The 20,201-nt window shown below is 34.2% G+C and carries 16 protein-coding genes; 9 read left to right on the forward strand and 7 right to left on the reverse strand.

Features of this window, described 5'->3' with window-relative positions; genetic code table 11:
* Positions 1–31 precede the first annotated feature (31 nt).
* Complete coding sequence (locus NG806_RS19330) at positions 32–931, reverse strand: AraC family transcriptional regulator (RefSeq protein WP_261511070.1); 900 nt, start codon at positions 929–931, stop codon at positions 32–34.
* A gap of 123 nt (positions 932–1,054) precedes the next feature.
* Between NG806_RS19330 and NG806_RS19335 the strand changes: the two genes are divergently transcribed.
* The 3 genes from NG806_RS19335 to NG806_RS19345 are packed head-to-tail and all read left to right on the forward strand — an operon-like array spanning position 1,055 to position 6,225.
* A complete protein-coding gene (locus NG806_RS19335; RefSeq protein WP_261511071.1) occupies positions 1,055–2,284 on the forward strand; it encodes an MFS transporter in 1,230 nt (409 codons plus the stop codon).
* Between the two features lies 1 nt (position 2,285).
* Positions 2,286–3,764: a trehalase family glycosidase gene (locus tag NG806_RS19340; protein WP_261511072.1), complete on the forward strand. Its 1,479-nt coding sequence runs from the start codon at positions 2,286–2,288 to the stop codon at positions 3,762–3,764.
* A 16-nt stretch (positions 3,765–3,780) separates the two neighbouring features.
* Positions 3,781–6,225: a TonB-dependent receptor gene (locus tag NG806_RS19345; protein WP_261511073.1), complete on the forward strand. Its 2,445-nt coding sequence runs from the start codon at positions 3,781–3,783 to the stop codon at positions 6,223–6,225.
* A 245-nt stretch (positions 6,226–6,470) separates the two neighbouring features.
* Here NG806_RS19345 and NG806_RS19350 read toward each other — a convergent pair whose 3' ends face one another.
* Positions 6,471–7,109 (reverse strand): MBL fold metallo-hydrolase, encoded by a 639-nt coding sequence (locus tag NG806_RS19350; RefSeq protein ID WP_261511074.1) that lies wholly within the window; start codon positions 7,107–7,109, stop codon positions 6,471–6,473.
* Between the two features lie 73 nt (positions 7,110–7,182).
* Here NG806_RS19350 and NG806_RS19355 point away from each other — a divergent pair, with 73 nt between their 5' ends.
* Positions 7,183–8,397: a type IX secretion system plug protein gene (locus NG806_RS19355; RefSeq protein WP_261511075.1), complete on the forward strand. Its 1,215-nt coding sequence runs from the start codon at positions 7,183–7,185 to the stop codon at positions 8,395–8,397.
* 388 nt (positions 8,398–8,785) lie between these two features.
* Complete coding sequence (locus tag NG806_RS19360) at positions 8,786–10,756, forward strand: M4 family metallopeptidase (RefSeq protein ID WP_261511076.1); 1,971 nt, start codon at positions 8,786–8,788, stop codon at positions 10,754–10,756.
* Positions 10,757–10,832: 76 nt separating this feature from the next.
* Here NG806_RS19360 and hemH read toward each other — a convergent pair whose 3' ends face one another.
* Genes hemH through NG806_RS19375 form a run of 3 tightly spaced genes read right to left on the reverse strand, consistent with a single transcriptional unit; the run spans position 10,833 to position 13,206 of the window.
* Entirely contained in the window at positions 10,833–11,861 is a 1,029-nt protein-coding gene (gene hemH, locus NG806_RS19365; RefSeq protein WP_214833020.1) for a ferrochelatase, read from the reverse strand.
* Positions 11,861–12,319: a hypothetical protein gene (locus tag NG806_RS19370; RefSeq protein WP_214833018.1), complete on the reverse strand. Its 459-nt coding sequence runs from the start codon at positions 12,317–12,319 to the stop codon at positions 11,861–11,863. Before NG806_RS19370 ends, hemH begins: the two co-directional genes overlap by 1 nt.
* Positions 12,320–12,327: 8 nt before the next feature.
* The gene (locus tag NG806_RS19375; protein ID WP_214833016.1) at positions 12,328–13,206 is read right to left on the reverse strand and encodes a NifU family protein; all 879 of its coding nucleotides are present in this window, start codon (positions 13,204–13,206) and stop codon (positions 12,328–12,330) included.
* Positions 13,207–13,359: 153 nt separating this feature from the next.
* Between NG806_RS19375 and NG806_RS19380 the strand changes: the two genes are divergently transcribed.
* On the forward strand, positions 13,360–13,875 hold the full coding sequence (locus tag NG806_RS19380) for a gamma carbonic anhydrase family protein (RefSeq protein WP_214833014.1): 516 nt from the start codon (positions 13,360–13,362) through the stop codon (positions 13,873–13,875).
* A gap of 72 nt (positions 13,876–13,947) precedes the next feature.
* On the opposite strand, the gene NG806_RS19385 is transcribed toward NG806_RS19380, so the two are convergent.
* Positions 13,948–14,394, reverse strand: a complete 447-nt coding sequence (locus NG806_RS19385; RefSeq protein WP_261511077.1) for a hypothetical protein — start codon at positions 14,392–14,394, stop codon at positions 13,948–13,950.
* Positions 14,395–14,476: 82 nt separating this feature from the next.
* On the opposite strand from NG806_RS19385, the gene NG806_RS19390 reads away from it, so the two are divergent.
* Positions 14,477–16,603, forward strand: a complete 2,127-nt coding sequence (locus tag NG806_RS19390; protein ID WP_214833010.1) for a helix-turn-helix domain-containing protein — start codon at positions 14,477–14,479, stop codon at positions 16,601–16,603.
* Positions 16,604–16,645: 42 nt separating this feature from the next.
* Here the strand turns inward: NG806_RS19390 and NG806_RS19395 are convergent, their stop codons facing one another.
* Positions 16,646–17,422, reverse strand: a complete 777-nt coding sequence (locus NG806_RS19395) for a M12 family metallopeptidase (protein WP_261511078.1) — start codon at positions 17,420–17,422, stop codon at positions 16,646–16,648.
* A gap of 570 nt (positions 17,423–17,992) precedes the next feature.
* Between NG806_RS19395 and NG806_RS19400 the strand changes: the two genes are divergently transcribed.
* Together NG806_RS19400 and ribB are read left to right on the forward strand one after the other, a co-directional pair.
* Positions 17,993–18,997: an LLM class flavin-dependent oxidoreductase gene (locus tag NG806_RS19400; RefSeq protein ID WP_261511079.1), complete on the forward strand. Its 1,005-nt coding sequence runs from the start codon at positions 17,993–17,995 to the stop codon at positions 18,995–18,997.
* Between the two features lie 67 nt (positions 18,998–19,064).
* Entirely contained in the window at positions 19,065–20,186 is a 1,122-nt protein-coding gene (gene ribB / locus NG806_RS19405) for a 3,4-dihydroxy-2-butanone-4-phosphate synthase (RefSeq protein ID WP_214833004.1), read from the forward strand.
* Positions 20,187–20,201 lie beyond the last annotated feature (15 nt).

Genomic DNA, 20,201 nt, shown 5'->3' on the forward strand with positions numbered 1-20,201 from the left:
TACAATATTAGCTTTATACTCAATAAAACTACTAAAACGACTTCTGAACTATTTTGATATTTGAATCCGCATTTTCAATCTTATCATGTGAAGAATTCTTAATAAATTCCGAAGGCGTCTTCTCTGTATATTTTTTAAACATCCTGTTAAAGTAAGTCACATTATTAAAGCCACAGCTGTAACAGCATTCTGAAATACTTTTATCCTGAACCATTAATAGACAAGCCTTGTTAATCCGATACCGGTTTACAAACTCTGTAAAAGTAATCTGAGTAGCCTTTTTAAAGAAATTACAAAACGCAGGCAAAGTTAGATTCGCAAGTTTTGCGACATCTTCAATATTGATGTCCTTATCATAATGATGTTCCACGTAGGTGAATATATTTTCCAGCCGGGTCTTATTTTTTGAAATAATCGTATAAGGCATGATTTCCTTGTTGAGGAGATCATAGTCTTTACATGTGGAAAGTTCAAAAAGGATATCCAATAACAGCAGATATCTCTTATAACCCTCAGATTCAAGCATTTTTTTTAATTTGGGAAGCATAGCTTTTTTTGTAGCGGGACTGAAATGAATTCCATATTTGGATAATTCCAAAAGGTTTTTAATAGACCTTGCCTCGACTTCTTCCTGAGGGAACTGTAAGATCTCTTCCCGGAATTGTAATACAATTTCCTCATGTGGATCTATAGAATTAAGTCCAAATCCGGAATGGGGAATATTAGAGCCTATTAAAACCAGATCTCCATTAGAATAATTGCTTTTATGGTAACCTACATGGCGGGTTCCGCTTCCTGAAATAACACATACCAATTCAATTTCCGGATGGTAATGATATTCCCACTTGAATTCAGAAATAGGAGAATTGTTATGTAGTGTGCGAAAAGAACTCTTCTCACTAGGGATAACTCTTTCAAAACTGACTTTCATTAAATTAATGCTATTTGTGCTATAAAAATAATAATTATATTAATATAGTTCAAATATTTGTTTACTATGTTAAATTAACGTTAAGGCAAATGCTTCTATCTTAGCCACCAAGAAATTAATTTAATGCGAAATTTCAATATAAAAGCCATTTTATTTTTAAACTATTTCGTTTTTGCGATTCTATTGAATTCCGTGGGAACAGTGATTCTACAGGTTCAGCAGAATTTTGGAATTTCGAAATCTTCAGCGAGTGTCCTGGAAGGATTTAAAGATCTTCCCATTGCTATTTGCTCGTTCATTCTGGCTTCTTTTTTACCAAAGATCGGAATTAAAAATTCCATGTTGATCGCACTCTTTCTGGTAAGCTGTATGTGTTTTGTAATGCCTTTTTCAAATGATTTCTGGTTCTTCAAGTTGTTATTTTCTATTGTTGGAATTTCTTTCGCATTAATAAAAATTTCGGTTTTTACATCCATAGGTCTGGTGACGAATACGGATAAAGAACACTCCAGCTTTATGGGGTTTTTAGAGGGCTTTTTTATGATCGGTGTATTGGCAGGAAATGTTCTTTTCAGCTTATTTATAGATGACCATAATCCAAAATCTACCCATTGGTTGAATGTATATTGGGTATTGGGAGCTTTGTCGGCTTTATCATTTTTGTTTTTATTCTTTTCTAAATTAGATGAAAACGAAGCGAAAAATGAAAAAACAGATTTAATAGGAGATATTAAGAACAGTATAAGCTTATTTAGTTATAAAAAAGTATTGTTTTTTTTAGTGTGCGCCTTTCTTTTTGTTTTAGTGGAACAGAGTTTTCAGACCTGGACCCCTACTTTTTATAAAGAAATATTAAAATTACCAACTTCCATGAGTATACAGGCGGGAGCTGTTTTAGCAGGAGCTTTTGCATTGGGAAGATTTTTATCAGGATTCTTTTCTAAGAAATTCAGTTGGATCTATGTGGTTTCTTTTTGTGTGATCGGTTTTGCTTTAAGCCTGTTATTTGTTTTACCACTCACTCATAATACGACTATAAGCGCAAACACGACATGGCTGAATGCTCCGGTTGTAGTTTATCTTTTCCCCTTGATGGGAGGCTTATTAGCACCCATTTATCCAAGTATCAATTCTGTTATTTTGGCTTCAATACCTAAATATTTACACAGTGCTATGTCGGGGCTTATCGTAGTTTTCTCTGCAATTGGAGGAACAATAGGTTCTATAATTACAGGTTTTGTATTTCAGGAATTCAGTGGGCAGAGGGCGTTCTATCTTTCCCTGATACCGCTTTCATTACTGATTATATCGGCTATTATCATGAATAAATTAAAAATAAATCCTAAAAAATAAAATGAATACACAGCTTTACATTAAAGATATCCAAACTCTGTTTGACGATGTTCAGAGATCACAAATTTTTGAAGATCAAAAAATGATGACGGATGCGGTGCCTTTATTTTCTGTATCGGAGATCAATGAAAAATATGAAAAGGAGAAGGTCGTGTCTGGTTTCGATCTTAAAGTGTTTGTGCTTTCAAATTTTGACTTTTTAGGAGCAAAGGTTTCTATTCGGCAAGATGATCATTTACCTATAAAACAACATATAGAAAAGCTGTGGGATGAACTTACCAGGACTTCATATGAAGAAAGAGGAACATTGCTAAAACTTCCAAAACCTTATATCGTTCCAGGAGGACGCTTTAATGAATTTTTCTATTGGGACAGCTATTTCATAATGCTTGGATTGCAGGTTTCAGGAAGAATAGAAATGATGAGGAATATTGTTGAAAACTGTTCTTATCTGATTCAAAATATTGGATTTATTCCGAATGCAAGCAGAACGCATTTCTTAAGTCGTTCACAGCCACCTTATTTTTCATTGATGCTAGATCTGCTGGTGGAGAGCACAAGTGACGAAAAAATTTACATTCAATATTACGATACATTAGAAAAGGAATACAATTTCTGGATGAATGGAGAGGGTAAATTAGAAAATAATATGCAATCTGAAAGGGTCTTAAAAACGAATAATGGAGATGTTCTGAATAGATATTACGATGCAGAAAATACCCCGCGTCCTGAAAGTTATTTAATAGATATTGAAGATCACGAAAATGCTTCCGGGGAAGAGTTTTACAGAAATATAAGAAGCGGCTGCGAGTCAGGATGGGATTTTTCCAGCAGATGGTTTTCAGACGAAGAAACAATACAGACTATAGAAACACTGAATATTGCTCAGGTCGACGTGAATTGCCTTTTATGGCATTTGGAAAAGACATTGGCTAAAACTTCAGGACTTCAGAATTTTAAAGAAAAAGAAAATTATTTTAATGAAAGAGCAGCAAAAAGGAGACAACTGATTGATGTATATTTTTGGGATGAAAATGCCAAAACATATAAGGATTATCACATAAAAAAACACAAAAACACAACCTCCGAACATATTGCTGCTCTTTATCCTTTATTCTTGGGTCTTGCCAGCGAGGAACAGGCAAAAGCAGTTTCAGAAATTATTAGTGAAAAGTTTCTTTATAAAGGCGGCCTTGTTACCACAACGAAACAAACCGGTCAACAATGGGATCTACCGAATGCCTGGGCGCCATACCAATGGCTAGGATTTGTTTCTATGAAAAACTATGGTTTTACACAATTAGCGGATGAAATAAAAAACAATTGGTGCTCTAATGTCGAAAGGGTTTATAATAATACGGGCAAACTAATGGAAAAATACAATGCATTAGATAATGAAACGATTGCCGGAGGAGGAGAGTACCCTAATCAGGATGGATTTGGTTGGACAAACGGAGTCTATTTAAAATTAAAACAATAATTAAATCTATAAGGGTATGAAAAACAAATCAATCTTTTTACTTGCTGGAGTAGCCACGCTTTACTTTAATAATGCGTATGCACAGGAAACAGTTCAGGATTCCACGAGAACAGCATCTATCGATCAGGTAGTTATTACGGGTAATGCAAATCCGAAAAAGAAAATAGAATCCAGTACGGCAATATCTACTTTTAATGCAAAAGAAATTCAAAAACAGAATCCTATCAGTGCTGCGGCTTTATTACAAAGGGTTCCTGGTTTTGCTGTAGAAACATCAGGAGGTGAAGTTGGAAATAACCTTTTTGCGAGAGGGATCCCTTCGGCGGGTGCTTATGAATTTGTACAGGTACAGGAAGATGGTTTACCGGTATTTGAAGATGGTGCTTTACAGTTTGCCAATGCAGATAATTTCTTCCGTGTTGATAATTCTGTGAACAGATTAGAGGCATTAAGAGGAGGTTCAGGATCTATCTATGCAAATAACTCTCCAGGTGGTCTTATTAACTTTATTACTAAAGAAGGAGGTAATGATTTCAGAGGAACCGCTAAATTGGAAACAAGTACATATGGATTAATGCGTACGGATGTGAATGTGGGTGGAGCTTTGGTTCAGGATAAATTGTTCTTTAATGTCGGTGGTTTTTACAGAACCGATAGTGGAATCAGAAAAACCGGCTTTAAAGCTAATGAAGGTGGACAGATCAGAATGAATTTAAAATATGTATTTGATAAAGGATATGCTAAGGTTTATTATAAAAAACTAGATGACAGGAATACATTTTATCTGCCTATTCCTTTGGTTCAGAATGGAAATGACCTGAAAGAATTTCCTGGTTTTGATGCGAATTATGGAACGTATAGTTACAGATCAATTGGGCAGCTTAATATTCCACAACCAGGTGGTGGATTTTTCAAAAGAAATTTGGAGGATGGAATTCACCCGAAAGTTGATGTTGTAGGTGCAGAATTTAAATATGATCTTGGAAATAACTTTACAGTTTTAAATAAAACCAGGTATACCAATATCAACATGAATTATACGGGCATATTTCCAGCGGGTGGACCTCAGCAAGCTGGGGCTTTTGCAAATAGCAATGGAATCACAGGAAATAATTATCAGTATTCCTTAGTTAGTAGTGGGGCTGTTGTAAATCCCCAGTACGTACAGAAGTTAGGATTCTGGGCTATTGATAAGCAGATGAATAATTTTGTTAATGATTTACAATTCAATTATAAATTTGACAAAGGGAATGTAACGGCAGGATTTTATAAATCCAACTGGAAATCCCAGCAGAACTGGAACTGGAGTAATATTTTGACAACAGCTACGGATAGGCCTCAATTGCTTAATCTGGTAGATAAATCTCTTAGTCCTACAGATGTTGGATACTCCAAAACCTATAATGGGGTGACAGATATGTCATTCCTGGTTAGAGATTCTCAAATCCAGGGAAGTTTAAATGATATTTATTTAAATCTGGATTACAATATTACAGATAACTTAAGTTTCAATGGGGGAATTCGCTATAGCCGCGATTATTATAAAGGATATGGAGTGAATACAACTACTGCCAATCTTAATAATTCCGGATTAACAACAGACGGTACCCATAGTTTTGCTACTACGACTGCGGATGATAATATGTCGATTTTAGGAAATAAATATACCTACTGGAATTATGATGTCGATAAAGTATCATTCACAGTAGCATCAAACTATAAGATCAATAACGAAAATGCGGTATATGCACGTTTTTCAAATGGATTCAGATCACCTAATGAAGAGTCGTATTACAATAATATGGCAGATTTAAGCAAGATCAAACCAGTACAGACTAACCAGCTGGAGATAGGGTATAAATATTACTCACGTACTTTCGATATTGGTGTAATTCCTTTTTATTCAACTTTAAAGAATCTTTCATTTACCGATGTATATTCTGATGGAACATCAGAAAATAAATTCGCGAACACGACCAATATGGGAGTAGAGTTAGAAGGGTATGCCAGATTGTTTAATAATCTACTTGAATTGACATTTAATGGGACTTTCCAAAATCCAAAATATAAAGACTTTACAGGAACAAATGCAGACGGAACCAGGTTTGATTATGATGGTAATCAGGTAAGAAGAATACCGAAATTCTATTTCAATATCTCACCTGCTGTTAATATTACTAAGCAGTGGAGAGCTTATGTAAGTTATAATTATTATGGAAAGCGTTTCCAGGATGAAGCGAATAGTGATAAAAATATTTTACCATCATTTAGTGAATTTGGTGCCGGTACTTCCTACCAGCTTGGTAAAATACGTTTTGCTATTGACGGAACAAATATCTTCAATACCATCGGTATTACTGAGGGGGATCCAAGATCCCCGCTAACAGGAGCCGGAGATATAAGAATGGCGAGACCGATTATGGGAGCTGCTGTAAGAGGTTCAGTATCATTTGATTTCTAAATTCTATTTCTTATAAAAGTAGAAACCGTCAGAAAAATCTGACGGTTTTTTTATTAAGCGTTAAAATAATTAAGTCTTTTAAAGTGAATAGTGAACATAATATTAATGTCATTCAGAGTGGAGCGAAGAATCTCAAGGATTAGATGGGATTTGTCCTGTCGTAGAAATGACAAAAAAGTAGTCATTGGTACTTTGCTGTTAATTAGCCTAAATCCGACTAACCTGTAACCCGGATCAAAAACAATCTATCTCAAAAACGGATTATACTGTTTTTCAAAACCAATACTTGTCGGATTTCCGTGTCCTGAAAACACTTTTGTTTCATCATCTAAAACAAATAGTTTTTTTCTGATTCCATCAAGAAGTTGTTCGTAATTTCCTTTGTATAGGTCGGTTCTTCCAATACTTCCTTCAAATAAAACATCTCCGGAAATCATAAATTTCTGATTTTCATTATGATAAACTATGCTGCCTGGAGAATGTCCGGGAACATGGTATATTTTGAATTTCTCACCATCGAAATCAAGTTCATCCCCTTCATTGATATATTCGACATCAACCTTAACAGGATCGATCTTCATCCCAAATCTCATTCCACTCATTTGAAGCATATCCAGAACCTCTTGGTCTTCTTTATGCATAATTACTGGAAGTTTAAATGTATCGTAAGCCCACTGAAGCCCGAAAACGTGATCAATATGAGCATGAGTAAGCAGTATTTTCTGAATTTTTAATTCATTGTCTTTGATGAAATTACTGATCAGGTTAGTTTCCTGCTCATTCATATTTCCCGGATCTATTAACCAGGCGTTTTTATTTTCGTTATAAAGGATATAAGTATTTTCGCTCGCAAAGTTGAATACAAAAGCTTGGATATTAAGCATATTCTGTTTTATTTTTTTTGTCAAAAATACGATATTCTTAAGTAATTGGTGATTTTTCGTTATCTTCGTCATAATGAAAACTTTGCGAATACTTTTACTTTCTTTAGGGGGATTGGTTTTTGGACAGAACATCCAAAGCATTCAGTTATTCAATCCTCAGACGAATGATGAAACCCCTGTGATCAACTTTAACCAGACATTGGTTCTTAGTTTTGATGACCTTACGAATGCCAGCGAAATCTACCGATATACCATAAAGCATTACGACCGGAACTGGAATGATGATAATCTTTTTTTTACGGAAATTGCTAATGGAAGCTTAAACGGATTGCTTGATAAATTCCAGTATTCATTTAATACATTACAGGCCTATACTCATTATACACTTACTTTTCCGAATGAAAAAATACAGCCGAAAATTTCAGGGAATTTTGAGCTGATTGTGTATAAAGATTCTGCAGAAAAGCCGCTTTTTAAAAAGAGATTCTACTTAGTAGAAGATAATGTTTCTTTGGCATTAAATGTATCCAGGATAGCAGATGCTAAAAATCCGAATATCAACCAAAGGGTAGAAGTACAGGCTGTTGCCAAGGGAAATGATTTGTCATCCAACGTCAATTCAATGAGCTTGAATGTGATGCAGAATAACAACCTTAATGTTGCTGTTAATAATTTAAAACCAAGTTCGACACTTGGAAATAAATTACTTTTCCAACAGATGAACCTTACGTTTCCAGGGAATAATGAATTTTATTATTTTGATAATAAAAACATGAATATGGCAGCGGATATGGTTCGTGCTACAGAAATAAAAGACGGGGTAAATCAGACCTATTTACATCCTGTTTGGGCATTTCCTCTTAATTATCAATATCAGCCCGACGTGAACGGAGCTTTTTATTATCGAAGAAATGATTTGGGACTTGAAAGAAATGCCGAAAGAGAGGCCGACTACTCTTGGGTGTATTTCTCTTTAGATTCAGATCCTGTAGATAAAGAAATATATGTACTGGGAGGATTTAACAATTTTATGCCGAGTAAAGAAAATCAGATGCAGTATGATGCAGCTAATAAAAAGTATGTTGCTAAAATATTTCTAAAACAGGGTTTCTACAACTACATTCTGGCTACAAAAGAAGGTAATGGGGCATTGAACTTTGGCGAGATCAACGGGAACTTCTGGCAAACAGAAAACCTGTATCAGGCATTTTTATACTATACTCCTTTCGGAAGGAATTATGATGGTTTGATGGGATATGGTGAATTCAGAACTCCTATTGGAAAGTAAAAATAAATGATTTTCATATAAATCAATAAAAGTTTGAATTTACATCAAAATAAAAAAGCTAAAGCTGTCTCCAAAGAGATGGCTTATTTTTTTTATAAAACTCCCGTTAACCAAAAGGTTTTTACGCGTTTCGGGATGATTTTATGAGATAATATATAGCGTATTGCATAGTAAATAAAAATAATTCACGTATAGATGATTTTTGATTTAATTTATTCATTAAAATATATATATATGGTTAAATAATACTTAGTTTATTTTCTTTTTTTTGAATATGTTATTGTGTTTTATTTATCTATTTGTGTTATTGATTGAATTTTATTTATATTTTTTATCATTTTATTGTGAAAAGTTTATAAATTCGTTTTACCATTTAATAAATATTTTTATGAAAACAAAATTTATTCTAGTAGCAAGTGTTGCTGCTTGCTCTTTCGTTTTTGGGCAAAACAAGCCATTAAAATTAATTCCCGGTAAAAACGGATTACACGCAGAATTTTTAAGATTTGATAAAAGCGGGCCTGCTTTTCAGGGAAGTCCTGTTTTATTTGATGAAACCTCTCAGAGCTATGTTGCGGGACAAGCCCGTAAATTAGGAGTTGAAAAAGATCAATTGGGTTTTGAGACCCACAGATTTCAACAAACAGTCAATAATATTCCTGTAGAATATGGAATGATGGCTGTACAAACTAAAGGAGGAAAAGTTATTGGAGAAACAGGAAACTGGATTCTTAAAGTTCCGGAAGGGATTGAAAAAAAAGCCAATATTTCTGAAAGTATAGCATTGCAAAATGCCTTATCATTTGTAGGAGCAGATTCATATAAATGGCAAAATAGGGAAGAAGAAGATTTCATTAAAAAAGAACTCAATGATGCTAATGCAAGCTTTGCCCCAAAAGGAGAACTGGTCTATTATTCAGATCCTACTGATGAAAAGCTGCGTGATTTAAAACTGGCGTATAAGTTTGATATTTATTCTGAAAAACCATTAAGCAGACAATATGTTTTTGTAGATGCTAAAGGTGGAAAAATCTTAGGAACAGATGCTATAATTCATGATGTAAATGCTCCGGGAACGGCTACAACAGGTTATAGCGGCAGCCGGAATATTACTACAGATTCTTATAACGGAAGTTACAGATTAAGAGAATCGGGAAGAAATGCGGGAACAGGAACAGGAACAAATGTAGAAACATATAATCTAAAAAAAGGAACCAATTATTCATCCGCCGTAGACTTTACAGATGCCGATAATGCCTGGAATAATGTAAACACCAATAAAGATCAATATGCTACCGATGCACATTGGGGGGCAGAAATGACTGTAGATTATTACTATACAAAATTTAACAGAAAAAGTATTGACAACAATAACTTTGCTATAAAATCCTATGTTCATTACTCTACTAATTATTTCAATGCGTTTTGGGATGGATCCAGAATGACTTATGGTGATGGCAGCTCGAGTACAAACGGAGGGTTACCATTAACTGCTATTGATGTTTGCGGACATGAAATTACTCATGGGATGACTTCTAAAACTGCGAATCTGGCTTATCAAAGAGAGCCTGGAGCTTTGAATGAAGGTTTTTCCGATATTTTTGGAAATTCAATAGAACTTTGGGCAAGACCTAATCAGGCAAGCTGGAAGTTGGGCGAAGATTTCAATTATGTGATCAGAGATATGTCAAACCCGAATGCGTATCGCCAACCTGATACTTATAAAGGAACGTATTGGAAAGATGCTACAACTACGGGTTGTGCGGTGCCTGGACAAACAACAAATGACTATTGCGGAGTCCACACTAATTCGGGAGTTCTCAACTTTTGGTATTATTTATTAGTAACCGGAGGTACGGGAACTAACGATAATGGTTTTGCTTATAATGTCTCTGGAATAGGGTTAGATAAAGCAGGAGCAATTGCTTACAGAACATTAACTTCTTATCTTACTTCTTCTTCTACCTATGCCAATGCAAGAACTTCTTCTATACAGGCTGCGAAAGATTTGTATGGGGTGAGCAGTAATGAGGTGACACAAGTAACTAACGCTTGGAATGCAGTGGGAGTTGGTGGAGGCACCTCTTCTGCAGGACGTGTTGCTGGTGCACCAGATGCTTCTCTTTATACCATTAGTCCAAATCCGGCAACAGACAGATTTACTGTGACATTTGATGGAAAGGCAGGAAAAGGAATCGTAGAATTGATAAGTTTAACAGGTAAGAAAGAAATTTCTGAAAAAGTTGAGCTTACAGATGGTGTAAATAAACTGAATCTACAGCTTCCGTCTAATATGCTTCCTGGAGTTTATGTAGTAATAGTGAATGGTCAAAAAGCAGGAAACTTAATTAAAAAATAAATTTTTAATATATCTCTATTGAAAAAGGACACAAGTATTTCTTGTGTCCTTTCTCTATTTTTGTCATTAAGATGATTTATACAAGATAAAATTCATTCAATTTTTCTTCACATAAAGTTTTTACCACATCAATCCATCGGTCCTCATCATTTAAACATGGAATATAATGGAAGTTTTCTCCACCTCCATGTAAAAACTGCTCTTTACCTTCTACGGAAATTTCTTCTAAAGTTTCAAGGCAATCAGAAACGAATGCAGGACAAACCACAGCTAAGTTTTTTACCCCTTTTTTAGGAATAGTTTCCAGTGTTTCATCAGTATAAGGCTCAATCCATTTATCTTTTCCTAATCTGGACTGAAATGAAACAATAGTTTTTTCTTTAGGTAATCCCATTTTTGCTATTACGGATTCAGTGGTTTTATAACACTGATGTCTGTAGCAACGGGCATTATGAGCTTCAATTTTACTGTTGATACAGTTTGCATCATCTATCTTACATGTATTGGAAGGGTCTGTTTTATAAATATGCCTTTCAGGAACTCCATGGTAAGAAAACTGTAAAGCATCGAAATTTTCAGGAAGTTTTTCCTTAATACTTTCGGCTAAACAATTGATGTAAATTTCCCTGTCGTAAAAAGGTTGTATATAGTTAATCTTTACGGTCGGAAATTTTTTCTTTCTTACTTCCTCGGCCTTTTCAATAACCGTCTCCGTCGTACTCATGGCATATTGAGGATACAATGGGAAAAGTACGATCTCAGAAACTCCCTGATCAACTAATTTTTGAATACCCGCTTCAATACTTGGCTGTGCATAACGCATTCCAATTTCCACAGGAACATCAACCAGTTTTTGTAGCTTTTTCTGAATTTTTTCAGTAATCACCACCAATGGAGAACCTTCATCTGTCCAAACTGTTTTATAGGCTTCAGCAGATTTTGCGGGTCTAGTATTAAGAATGATACCACGAACCAAAAGGGCCCTGAAAATCCAACGATAATCAATTACCTTTTCATCCATTAAAAATTCATCAAGATACTCCTTTACATCTTTTACGCTCGTAGATCTTGGTGAACCAAGATTCACTAATAGAATTCCCTTCATTATTTATTTAAATTTTCCAATTGACCATCAATAGTTGGACCGTATTTTTTCTTTAAGTGAAAAATATATACTTCTCTGGAAAGCATTTCTTCTTCTTGGCTGATGCCGAAAGATTTTAAATATTTGTCACCTTTTTCAGACATTATTTCGGCAAATAATTTATAGTATTCCTCGGGATTTTCATTCAGAAAATTCTCTCCTTTTGATTTCTTTATTTCATCCTGGGTTTCTTTATCAAACTTATAGAAATAAGTAATATAGAAATCCAAAAATGGGGTGTTCCTTTTATCTAGCTTACTCAAGAATACATCCATTTTTTGAAGGCTGTCTTTTGCTAACCCCGATTGTACAAGATCTTCATGAAGCCCAACATTGATATTTGTTTTTGAATTCGTAGTTTCTTTCTTACATGAAAGAATACTGATGCTGAAACAAATTAAAAGAAATACTATTCTCATATATAAAATTATCCGTTTACCGCTTCCACTCTTTCGACTAGTTCGGGAACGAATTGTTTTAAAATACTCTCGATTCCATTTTTTAATGTTGCCGTAGAACTTGGACAACCTGAGCAAGCTCCTTGTAAAAGCATTTTTGCAGTTTTATTGGCTTCATCATATTCCATCAAAGAAATTTTTCCACCATCATTTTCTACTGCAGGAGCAACGTATTCATTTAATATATCAGAAATCTTTTGCTCATCATCTGTATAATCTCTGTTGATGATTTTTTCAACCGGATTTTCGTGTGTCTGAGGGGCAAGATTTGAGATTGCACCTCCATTTTGAAGATATTCAGCAATAAGACCACGCACAGCCATCATTACCTGATGCCATTCTACAGAATGATCTCTGGTTACCGCAACGAAATTATCTGAGATAAAAACTTCCTTAGCAAAATCAAATTCTTTAAAAATAGCCTCTGCTAAAGGAACACCCTCTGCTTCAGTTCGAGATTTTACTTCTACAAACCCTTCCAATAATAATTTACTGGAAACGAATTTCATCACATTTGGGTTTGGAGTCATTTCAGCATAGATCTGATACATCTCTTTTTTCTTCTGAAGGTAAATTCTCGGGTTGGCAAGCAATTCATCTTCAATTACATTTTTCAGACTTTCAGTAACATGTTCCCATTCCATAGTATCCTGCTTTGCAATAGCTACAAAATTAGCTGTAATGAAAATTTTTTCTACAAAGGGATAATTAAAAAGTTCCTGAGCTAAAGGAATTTCTGAAATATCTGAACTTCTGTCCAACTCAAGAGACCCTGGAATCAAGTTGTAGTCAGCGACAAATTTCATCACTTTTGGGTTTTCTGTTGGCTCTATAAGTATCTTACGCATTTTTTCTTTAAATTTGAGTTACAAAAATACGCAATTAGAAGTTAGGAGTTAGGAAGAAGAAGTTAGATTTTTGCTATCACTGTAATTTAAAAATAGTGATTGTACCCATTTAATTTTCAAATTAGCTCATTTTCAAAATATCAAATTAAAAATATGGCACTTATAAAAGAACTTTTGGGCAAAGCACCACAAATCGGAGAAAATACTTTTCTGGCAGAAACTGCAACTATTATTGGAGATGTTACCATGGGAAAAGAATGTAGTGTTTGGTATAATGCAGTAATAAGAGGGGATGTTAATTACATTAAAATGGGGGATAAAGTAAATGTTCAGGATAATGTAATGTTGCACTGTACTTATGAGAAGTTTCCTTTAGTGATTGGAAATAATGTTTCAATAGGACATAATGCAATTGTACATGGATGTACTGTTCAGGATAATGTCTTGATAGGAATGGGAGCAATCGTTATGGACGACTGCCTGGTGGAGGAAAATTCCATTATTGGTGCCGGTTCGGTAGTTACTCAGGGAACTCATATTAAATCTGGAGAAGTTTGGGGTGGTGTTCCAGCCAGAAAAATTAAAGATATTTCATCGCAGTTACTTGAAGGAGAAGTAAACAGGATCGCAGATAATTATGTGAAATACTCTTCATGGTATAAAGATTAAAATTTAGTTATATCACTAAAAGCTCTGTCAATTGACAGAGCTTTTTATGATCGGGTTTATATAATATATTTTTTATTGCCCAGCATATATCAGTTCTGCTTTTCCATTATTACATTTTATTCCCTGTGGTTCCGCTACCATTGCACAATCTGAAGTGATGCCATATTTTATGTTGAAGTCAGCCTCTTTTTTATTATAAGCTTCAATTTTAGATAAGATTTCAGTCTCCATTGTTTTAGGATAAGCAATATAAGATTTTGGTCCGCCACAAGCTTTAGAACCTATTGGAGCTGATTTCCAATCATCGGCATTTGTGCATTTTTCTTTGGCAATTTCTGATTCTATAGCTGTTTTTGTTTTTTCCAATTGAACTTCATCGTACTTCTTGCTATTTTCATCTGCCGGTCTCTCTGAAATATCTTTTGGTAAATTATCCGTAACATTTTTTGTTCCGCAAGAAACTAAAGCCAGTGTTATGCATAGTGTTATCACAGAAATTCGAGCGTGTACTTTTCCCATATTAGTTTTTTATTTGAAAAACGAACTCAAAAGTTATGCCATAAGAAGGATTTCAAATTCATTTTCCGTAATTTTGGCAACGATGAACAATCATTTTTTTGACATAATAGAACATACCAACAGAAGTGTTTTCCTTACAGGAAAAGCAGGAACCGGTAAGACAACTTTTCTTAATGACTTTGTAAAAAGAACAAAGAAAAAACACATTGTAATAGCTCCTACAGGAATAGCCGCTATTAATGCGGGTGGTGTTACCATTCATTCTATGTTTGGGTTGCCGTTAAGGACTTTTTTACCCACTACGGAAAGAATAGATAGCAGTTTGGCAAATAATATTGCTGATCTGATGCATCATTTTAAGTATCGAAAAGATAAACTTAAGCTTTTAAGAGAAGTTGAGATCATCATTATTGATGAGGTTTCTATGTTGCGGGCTGATGTTCTGGATATGATGGATTTTTCATTAAGATTTGTAAGAAGGAACAACCAAAGATTTGGAGGTGTTCAGATGTTGTTCATTGGTGATCTTTATCAGCTTCCGCCAGTAGTAAGAGATGAGCATGTTTTGAAACTTTATTATCAATCTCCTTTCTTTTTTGATAGTCATGCGATCAAAGAAATTCCTTTAATTACCATTGAATTGACAAAGGTTTACCGACAGTCTGATCAGGAATTTCTTGAAATTTTAAATGCCATCCGAGACGGTGATGTTGCCAATATCGATTTTGACCATTTAAACGAAAGATATGATCCTGATTTTCAAACAGGGCAGGATTCCTATGTGTACCTGTGTTCCCATAACAGAATGGCAGATGAGATCAATCAACAGAAATTAACAGAAATAAAAGTTGATCCGAGCACTTATGAAGCTAAACTTTTTGGTGAATTTAAAGAAAATCAGTTTCCTAACGAGCAGTTTCTGGAATTGAAGATCGGAGCTCAGGTCATGTTTATAAGAAATGATATTTCTCCGGAGAAAAAATATTTTAACGGAAAACTTGGGGAGATTATTGGTCTTGATGAAAATGAGATTAGGGTTGTTTTAGAAGGAAGTGAAAGAGAAATTGTGGTAAAGAGAGAAGTCTGGGAACAGAAGAAATATTTTCTTGATACCGATAAAAATATTAAAGAAGAGGTTTTAGGAAGTTTTGAACAGTTTCCTATCAAATTGGCTTGGGCTGTAACCATTCATAAAAGTCAGGGTTTGACATTTGATAAAGTGATTATTGACGCTGGAAAAAGTTTTACAGCAGGACAGGTGTATGTTGCTTTATCACGTTGCAGAACGCTGGAGGGGATTATTCTAAAATCTAAAATCACTCCCGAAGTGATATTTAAAGATACACGTATACTACAATTTCAGGGAGATACATTTGCTAATGATCAGGTTGAAACTATTTTAAATAAAGAGAAATACGATTACAGTATTAAAAAAGTGCTTCGTACACTGGATAGTCTTTGGTTTCTTAAAGAGATTGAAGAGTGGAATAACTTATCCATTACCACCAAAAGTATTGACCATGTAAAAACCAATCAGCTTTATCTTCAATTAAAGCATGAGATCGTACAACTTGGAAAGATCTTCGGAAAATTAGAACGTGTCTTAAATCAGAAAATAGATCTTTTTGTCAGTAAGGAAGAGGAGTGGTCTGAGATCGAAAGCAAAGCGAAAGGGGCGGTTAATTTCTTTTTCACTGAAATACGAGACAAGATTTTTAATCCTTTGAAGGAATTTTATGCTGAAATAAAAGGAGCAAAAGGATTAAAACAATATAATGAAGATTTCAGAAACTGGTTGGAAGATATTGAAGAATATTTAAATAGTTTAAAAGAGGTTCATTTATTGGAGACAAAGCTTTTAGATGAAAAAAATGATAAAGAAATTAATTTAAAAATTGCAAAAGTTCCTTCCCAGGTTTTGACGTTTCAATTGTTTGAACAGGGAAAAACCATTGGTGAAATTTCTTTAGAAAGAGGGCTGGTTAAGGAAACGGTAATCGGGCATCTGGCAAAGTTTGCAGAGCAGGGGTTATTGGATATTTCCAGAGTGATTACTTCAGATAAGATCAAAGCTTTTGAAAAAGAATTTTATAAAAAACCACATGAGACACTTACAGAATGGAAAGGTGCTTTACCGAATGATTTTGAGTTTAATGAAATAAGAATTTTGATCAATCATTATAATTACAAAAAGGAAAAGAATTCATAAAAATTCTTTTCCCCAATTATATGATAAACCTTTGGCTGAAAACTAAGGATACATGGTATCGATCGTATTGATATCACCAGTTGTAAATCCGGTTCTATTATATGTAAAGTTTGTGTTATTCGCCCTTTTAATGGTAGGTTGTCCGTTTTTAGAATACGAGTCTGGCCAGTACATCATCACAGAATTAATATTGAATGGACCTATGTCTGTTCCTGAATCATAGATGTCGAAATTATAGGCCTGTCCATTTTGAATATTGTTCCATTGGATACTTACATACTGATCTCTGTCTTTGCGACAATGTTCATGATAAAGTCCTACAGTATGCCCCATTTCATGAATTACTGATCCTAAAGAAATATTTTGATCCAGAGAAATATTCTGCTTTCCGCCTCTGTATCCAATATGTGCCCATCCATCATATCCTGATGAACTTCCGAAAATAAATTCGACATAGTTGGTCTGATTGGTACGGGGAATCCATTGAGTATTTGTTTTATTATTATACTCATTAACTGCATTAGTGATTTTATTTGCATTTATAGAACCCATATTACTGGCAACGGTATAATAAATTTTGCCTCCTGGCCATCTTGAAAGGCTGGCGCCTCCTTTATTAACTGAATTATCTTCCGTTAACTGTTGGTCCGAAAGAACAATATCTCCCTGGAAAAAATTCATTCCATTTTTTCTCTCATAAGTAATGTCCTGGCCTCCAAACTGTCCTTTTTTAATAAAGGTATTTGTTTGAGGCTCCTCCATAATATCTTCATCGCTCTTACTACAAGAAGCTAATGTAATAACAATAAAAAAGCTCATTAATAGCGTTTTTTTGTTAAGATTTTCTGAGATAAGTCTTTTAAATTTTTGTTCATAATAGTACTTTTTAAGTGGTGTTAACATTTAATCTATTTGAATTTGGCTTCAAACACAAATGTAATATTTTATTTCTCTTATTGATGAATTATTAGAATTAATAATGCGATTTTTAATAATTATATGCTTGATTTTGATGGTTTAAAGAAAATTGCGAAAATTGAAATACATCATGGATATTTTTCAATATTTTTTTCGCAACATTAATCAATCTTATCGTATAAGAATCAATCTTATAGTATAAGGGTTCATGTGAGAAGGTGGGAATAGGATAGACGGCAAAATCTTTTATCTTATTAAGCTTTCTAAAATTCATTTACGAAAGATGTACTTAATATTTAAAAATTTTCAATAGTTTTTGCCTGAACTAGGCAATCAGACTTATCAATTACAAAAAGTAACTAATGTGATTTTTATGTTTTAAATTTGTTCGGTTTTTTAAACCTCAAGTTTATATTTATGAAATTGACAAAGGAGATTCTATATCACCTTTAAAAAAATTAACATCTCGATATGAAAAATTTTGAAATATCTGTTTTAGACCTTGCACCAGTAAAACAGGGGAAAAGTATTCATGATAGTTTTCAGGACAGTTTATCTTTAGCAAACTTTACTGAAAATCTTAATTATAAAAGATTCTGGCTTGCCGAACATCATAATATGGAAAGCATTGCCAGTTCCGCTACTTCAGTTCTTATTGGTTTTATTGCCAATGGTACAAAAAAAATAAGAGTAGGTTCTGGGGGAATTATGCTTCCAAATCATAGCTCTCTTGTCATTGCTGAACAATTCGGAACATTGGAATCTCTTTTTCCTGGAAGAATTGATCTTGGTCTTGGGAGAGCACCAGGAACTGATGGTTTGACGGCTCAGGCTTTAGGAAGAAATCCTGCTATTATTAATGAACAATTTCCAAGACAAATTTTAGAACTGCAAAAATACTTTTCTAAAGAAAATTCAAATGCCTTGGTTCGTGCCATTCCGGGAGAAGGTTTAGATATACCACTTTATATTTTGGGATCTAGTACAGATAGTGCATGGCTGGCTGCAGAACTTGGACTTCCTTATGCTTTTGCGGGACATTTTGCCCCAGAGCAAATGGAAATGGCCTTCAATATTTATAGAGAACATTTCGAACCCTCAAAACAGTTAGATAAACCATATATTTTAGCTTGTGTCAATGGAACTGCCGCTGAAACTTCGGAAGAAGCTCACCAACTATCTACTACATTATTTCAGGCATTCCTTAATATAATAAGAAATGATAGAAAACCTTTTGCTCCGCCCGTCGCTGATATGGATGATGTTTGGTCTCCTATGGAAAAATCGGCTGTATTGCAGAAATTGAGATATAGCTTTATTGGAGATCAGTCAGAAATTGAAGAAAAGTTAAAAAGCTTTCAGGAAAAATTTAATGTAGATGAGCTGATCATCAATTCTCATATTTACGATCATCAAAAAAGACTTGATTCTTATGACATTTTCAGAAAAGCTAAAGACTCTTTAATCAAAGCCTAACAAACCATTTATATTAATTGGGAGATGCTTATTTTTATAAGTATCTTTGCACAAATTTAAAGTAAAAATGTCTGATATTAAATTAAATACTATTCCTGAGGCTATTGATGACCTTAAAAATGGTAAGATAATCATAGTAGTAGATGATGAGAACAGAGAAAATGAAGGTGATTTTCTATGTGCTGCCGAACTTACGACTCCTGAATTGATCAATTTTATGGCGGTTCATGGTAGAGGTCTTATCTGTATGCCGCTTCCTGAAAAAAGATGTGATGAGCTTGGCTTAGATATTATGGTAAGCAGAAGCAGTGATCCAAAAGAAACAGCTTTTACAGTATCTGTTGACCTTTTAGGAAATGGTACTTCTACCGGGATTTCTGCTGGAGACAGAGCGAAGACAATCCTGGCTTTGATGGATGAAAATTCCAAGCCAACTGATTTCATGAGACCAGGGCACATTTTTCCGCTTCGTGCAAAGAAAGGAGGGGTATTAAAAAGAGCCGGACATACAGAAGCTGCAATTGATCTTACTCATTTAGCAGGATTAAAAGAGGGTGGAGTTATTTGTGAAATTATGAATGAAGACGGTACCATGTCTCGTCTTCCTGATTTGTATGCATTCGCTCAAAAGCATGATATGAAAATTGTTTCTATTGAAGATCTAATTCATTATCAGCTTAAAAAAGGAAATCTTGTTGACAGAATTGAAGAGAGAAAGGTAAAAACTCATTATGGGGAATTTGATTTTTTCGCTTTCAGAGAAACATCTAACGAGCAGATTCATTTTGTATTGACAAAAGGAGCTTGGACAGTAGATGAACCTGTATTGGTAAGAGTTCAGTCTTCTGATTCTTATTTTGATGTATTAACGAGATTGAATAATGGGGAAACTCCTTTACTGGAAAAAGTAACCAAAATGATCAATGAAGAAGGAAAAGGAGTTATTATTTTTATAAATAACGTCTCCAATTCTGAAAATACGTTAAAGAAATTACAACAGTTTCTGGATTATCAGGATGGTCAGCAACAACATCCAACATTAGCCTATAATTATAGGGACTATGGTATTGGAACGCAGATTTTGAAAAACCTAGGAATCAATAAATTCAAAGTATTAACTCAGAATCCAGATATAAAACCTCAGGTTGGAGGATACGATGTAGAAGTTACAGAAATGGTTCAATTGTAGAATATTTAATCTACT

Source organism: Chryseobacterium paludis (genome assembly GCF_025403485.1).
In the GTDB taxonomy this organism is placed as follows: domain Bacteria; phylum Bacteroidota; class Bacteroidia; order Flavobacteriales; family Weeksellaceae; genus Chryseobacterium; species Chryseobacterium paludis.

Bases quoted from the DNA above. Each gene is read 5' to 3' on its own strand.
- hemH (WP_214833020.1), bottom strand. From the start codon at position 11,861: ATGAAGGGAATTCTATTAGTGAATCTTGGTTCACCAAGATCTACGAGC.
- NG806_RS19385 (WP_261511077.1), bottom strand. From the start codon at position 14,394: ATGGGAAAAGTACACGCTCGAATTTCTGTGATAACACTATGCATAACA.
- NG806_RS19350 (WP_261511074.1), bottom strand. From the start codon at position 7,109: ATGCTTAATATCCAAGCTTTTGTATTCAACTTTGCGAGCGAAAATACT.
- NG806_RS19355 (WP_261511075.1), top strand. From the start codon at position 7,183: ATGAAAACTTTGCGAATACTTTTACTTTCTTTAGGGGGATTGGTTTTT.
- NG806_RS19395 (WP_261511078.1), bottom strand. From the start codon at position 17,422: ATGAGCTTTTTTATTGTTATTACATTAGCTTCTTGTAGTAAGAGCGAT.
- NG806_RS19330 (WP_261511070.1), bottom strand. From the start codon at position 931: ATGAAAGTCAGTTTTGAAAGAGTTATCCCTAGTGAGAAGAGTTCTTTT.
- NG806_RS19370 (WP_214833018.1), bottom strand. From the start codon at position 12,319: ATGAGAATAGTATTTCTTTTAATTTGTTTCAGCATCAGTATTCTTTCA.
- NG806_RS19400 (WP_261511079.1), top strand. From the start codon at position 17,993: ATGAAAAATTTTGAAATATCTGTTTTAGACCTTGCACCAGTAAAACAG.
- ribB (WP_214833004.1), top strand. From the start codon at position 19,065: ATGTCTGATATTAAATTAAATACTATTCCTGAGGCTATTGATGACCTT.
- NG806_RS19340 (WP_261511072.1), top strand. From the start codon at position 2,286: ATGAATACACAGCTTTACATTAAAGATATCCAAACTCTGTTTGACGAT.
- NG806_RS19360 (WP_261511076.1), top strand. From the start codon at position 8,786: ATGAAAACAAAATTTATTCTAGTAGCAAGTGTTGCTGCTTGCTCTTTC.
- NG806_RS19380 (WP_214833014.1), top strand. From the start codon at position 13,360: ATGGCACTTATAAAAGAACTTTTGGGCAAAGCACCACAAATCGGAGAA.
- NG806_RS19390 (WP_214833010.1), top strand. From the start codon at position 14,477: ATGAACAATCATTTTTTTGACATAATAGAACATACCAACAGAAGTGTT.
- NG806_RS19345 (WP_261511073.1), top strand. From the start codon at position 3,781: ATGAAAAACAAATCAATCTTTTTACTTGCTGGAGTAGCCACGCTTTAC.
- NG806_RS19335 (WP_261511071.1), top strand. From the start codon at position 1,055: ATGCGAAATTTCAATATAAAAGCCATTTTATTTTTAAACTATTTCGTT.
- NG806_RS19375 (WP_214833016.1), bottom strand. From the start codon at position 13,206: ATGCGTAAGATACTTATAGAGCCAACAGAAAACCCAAAAGTGATGAAA.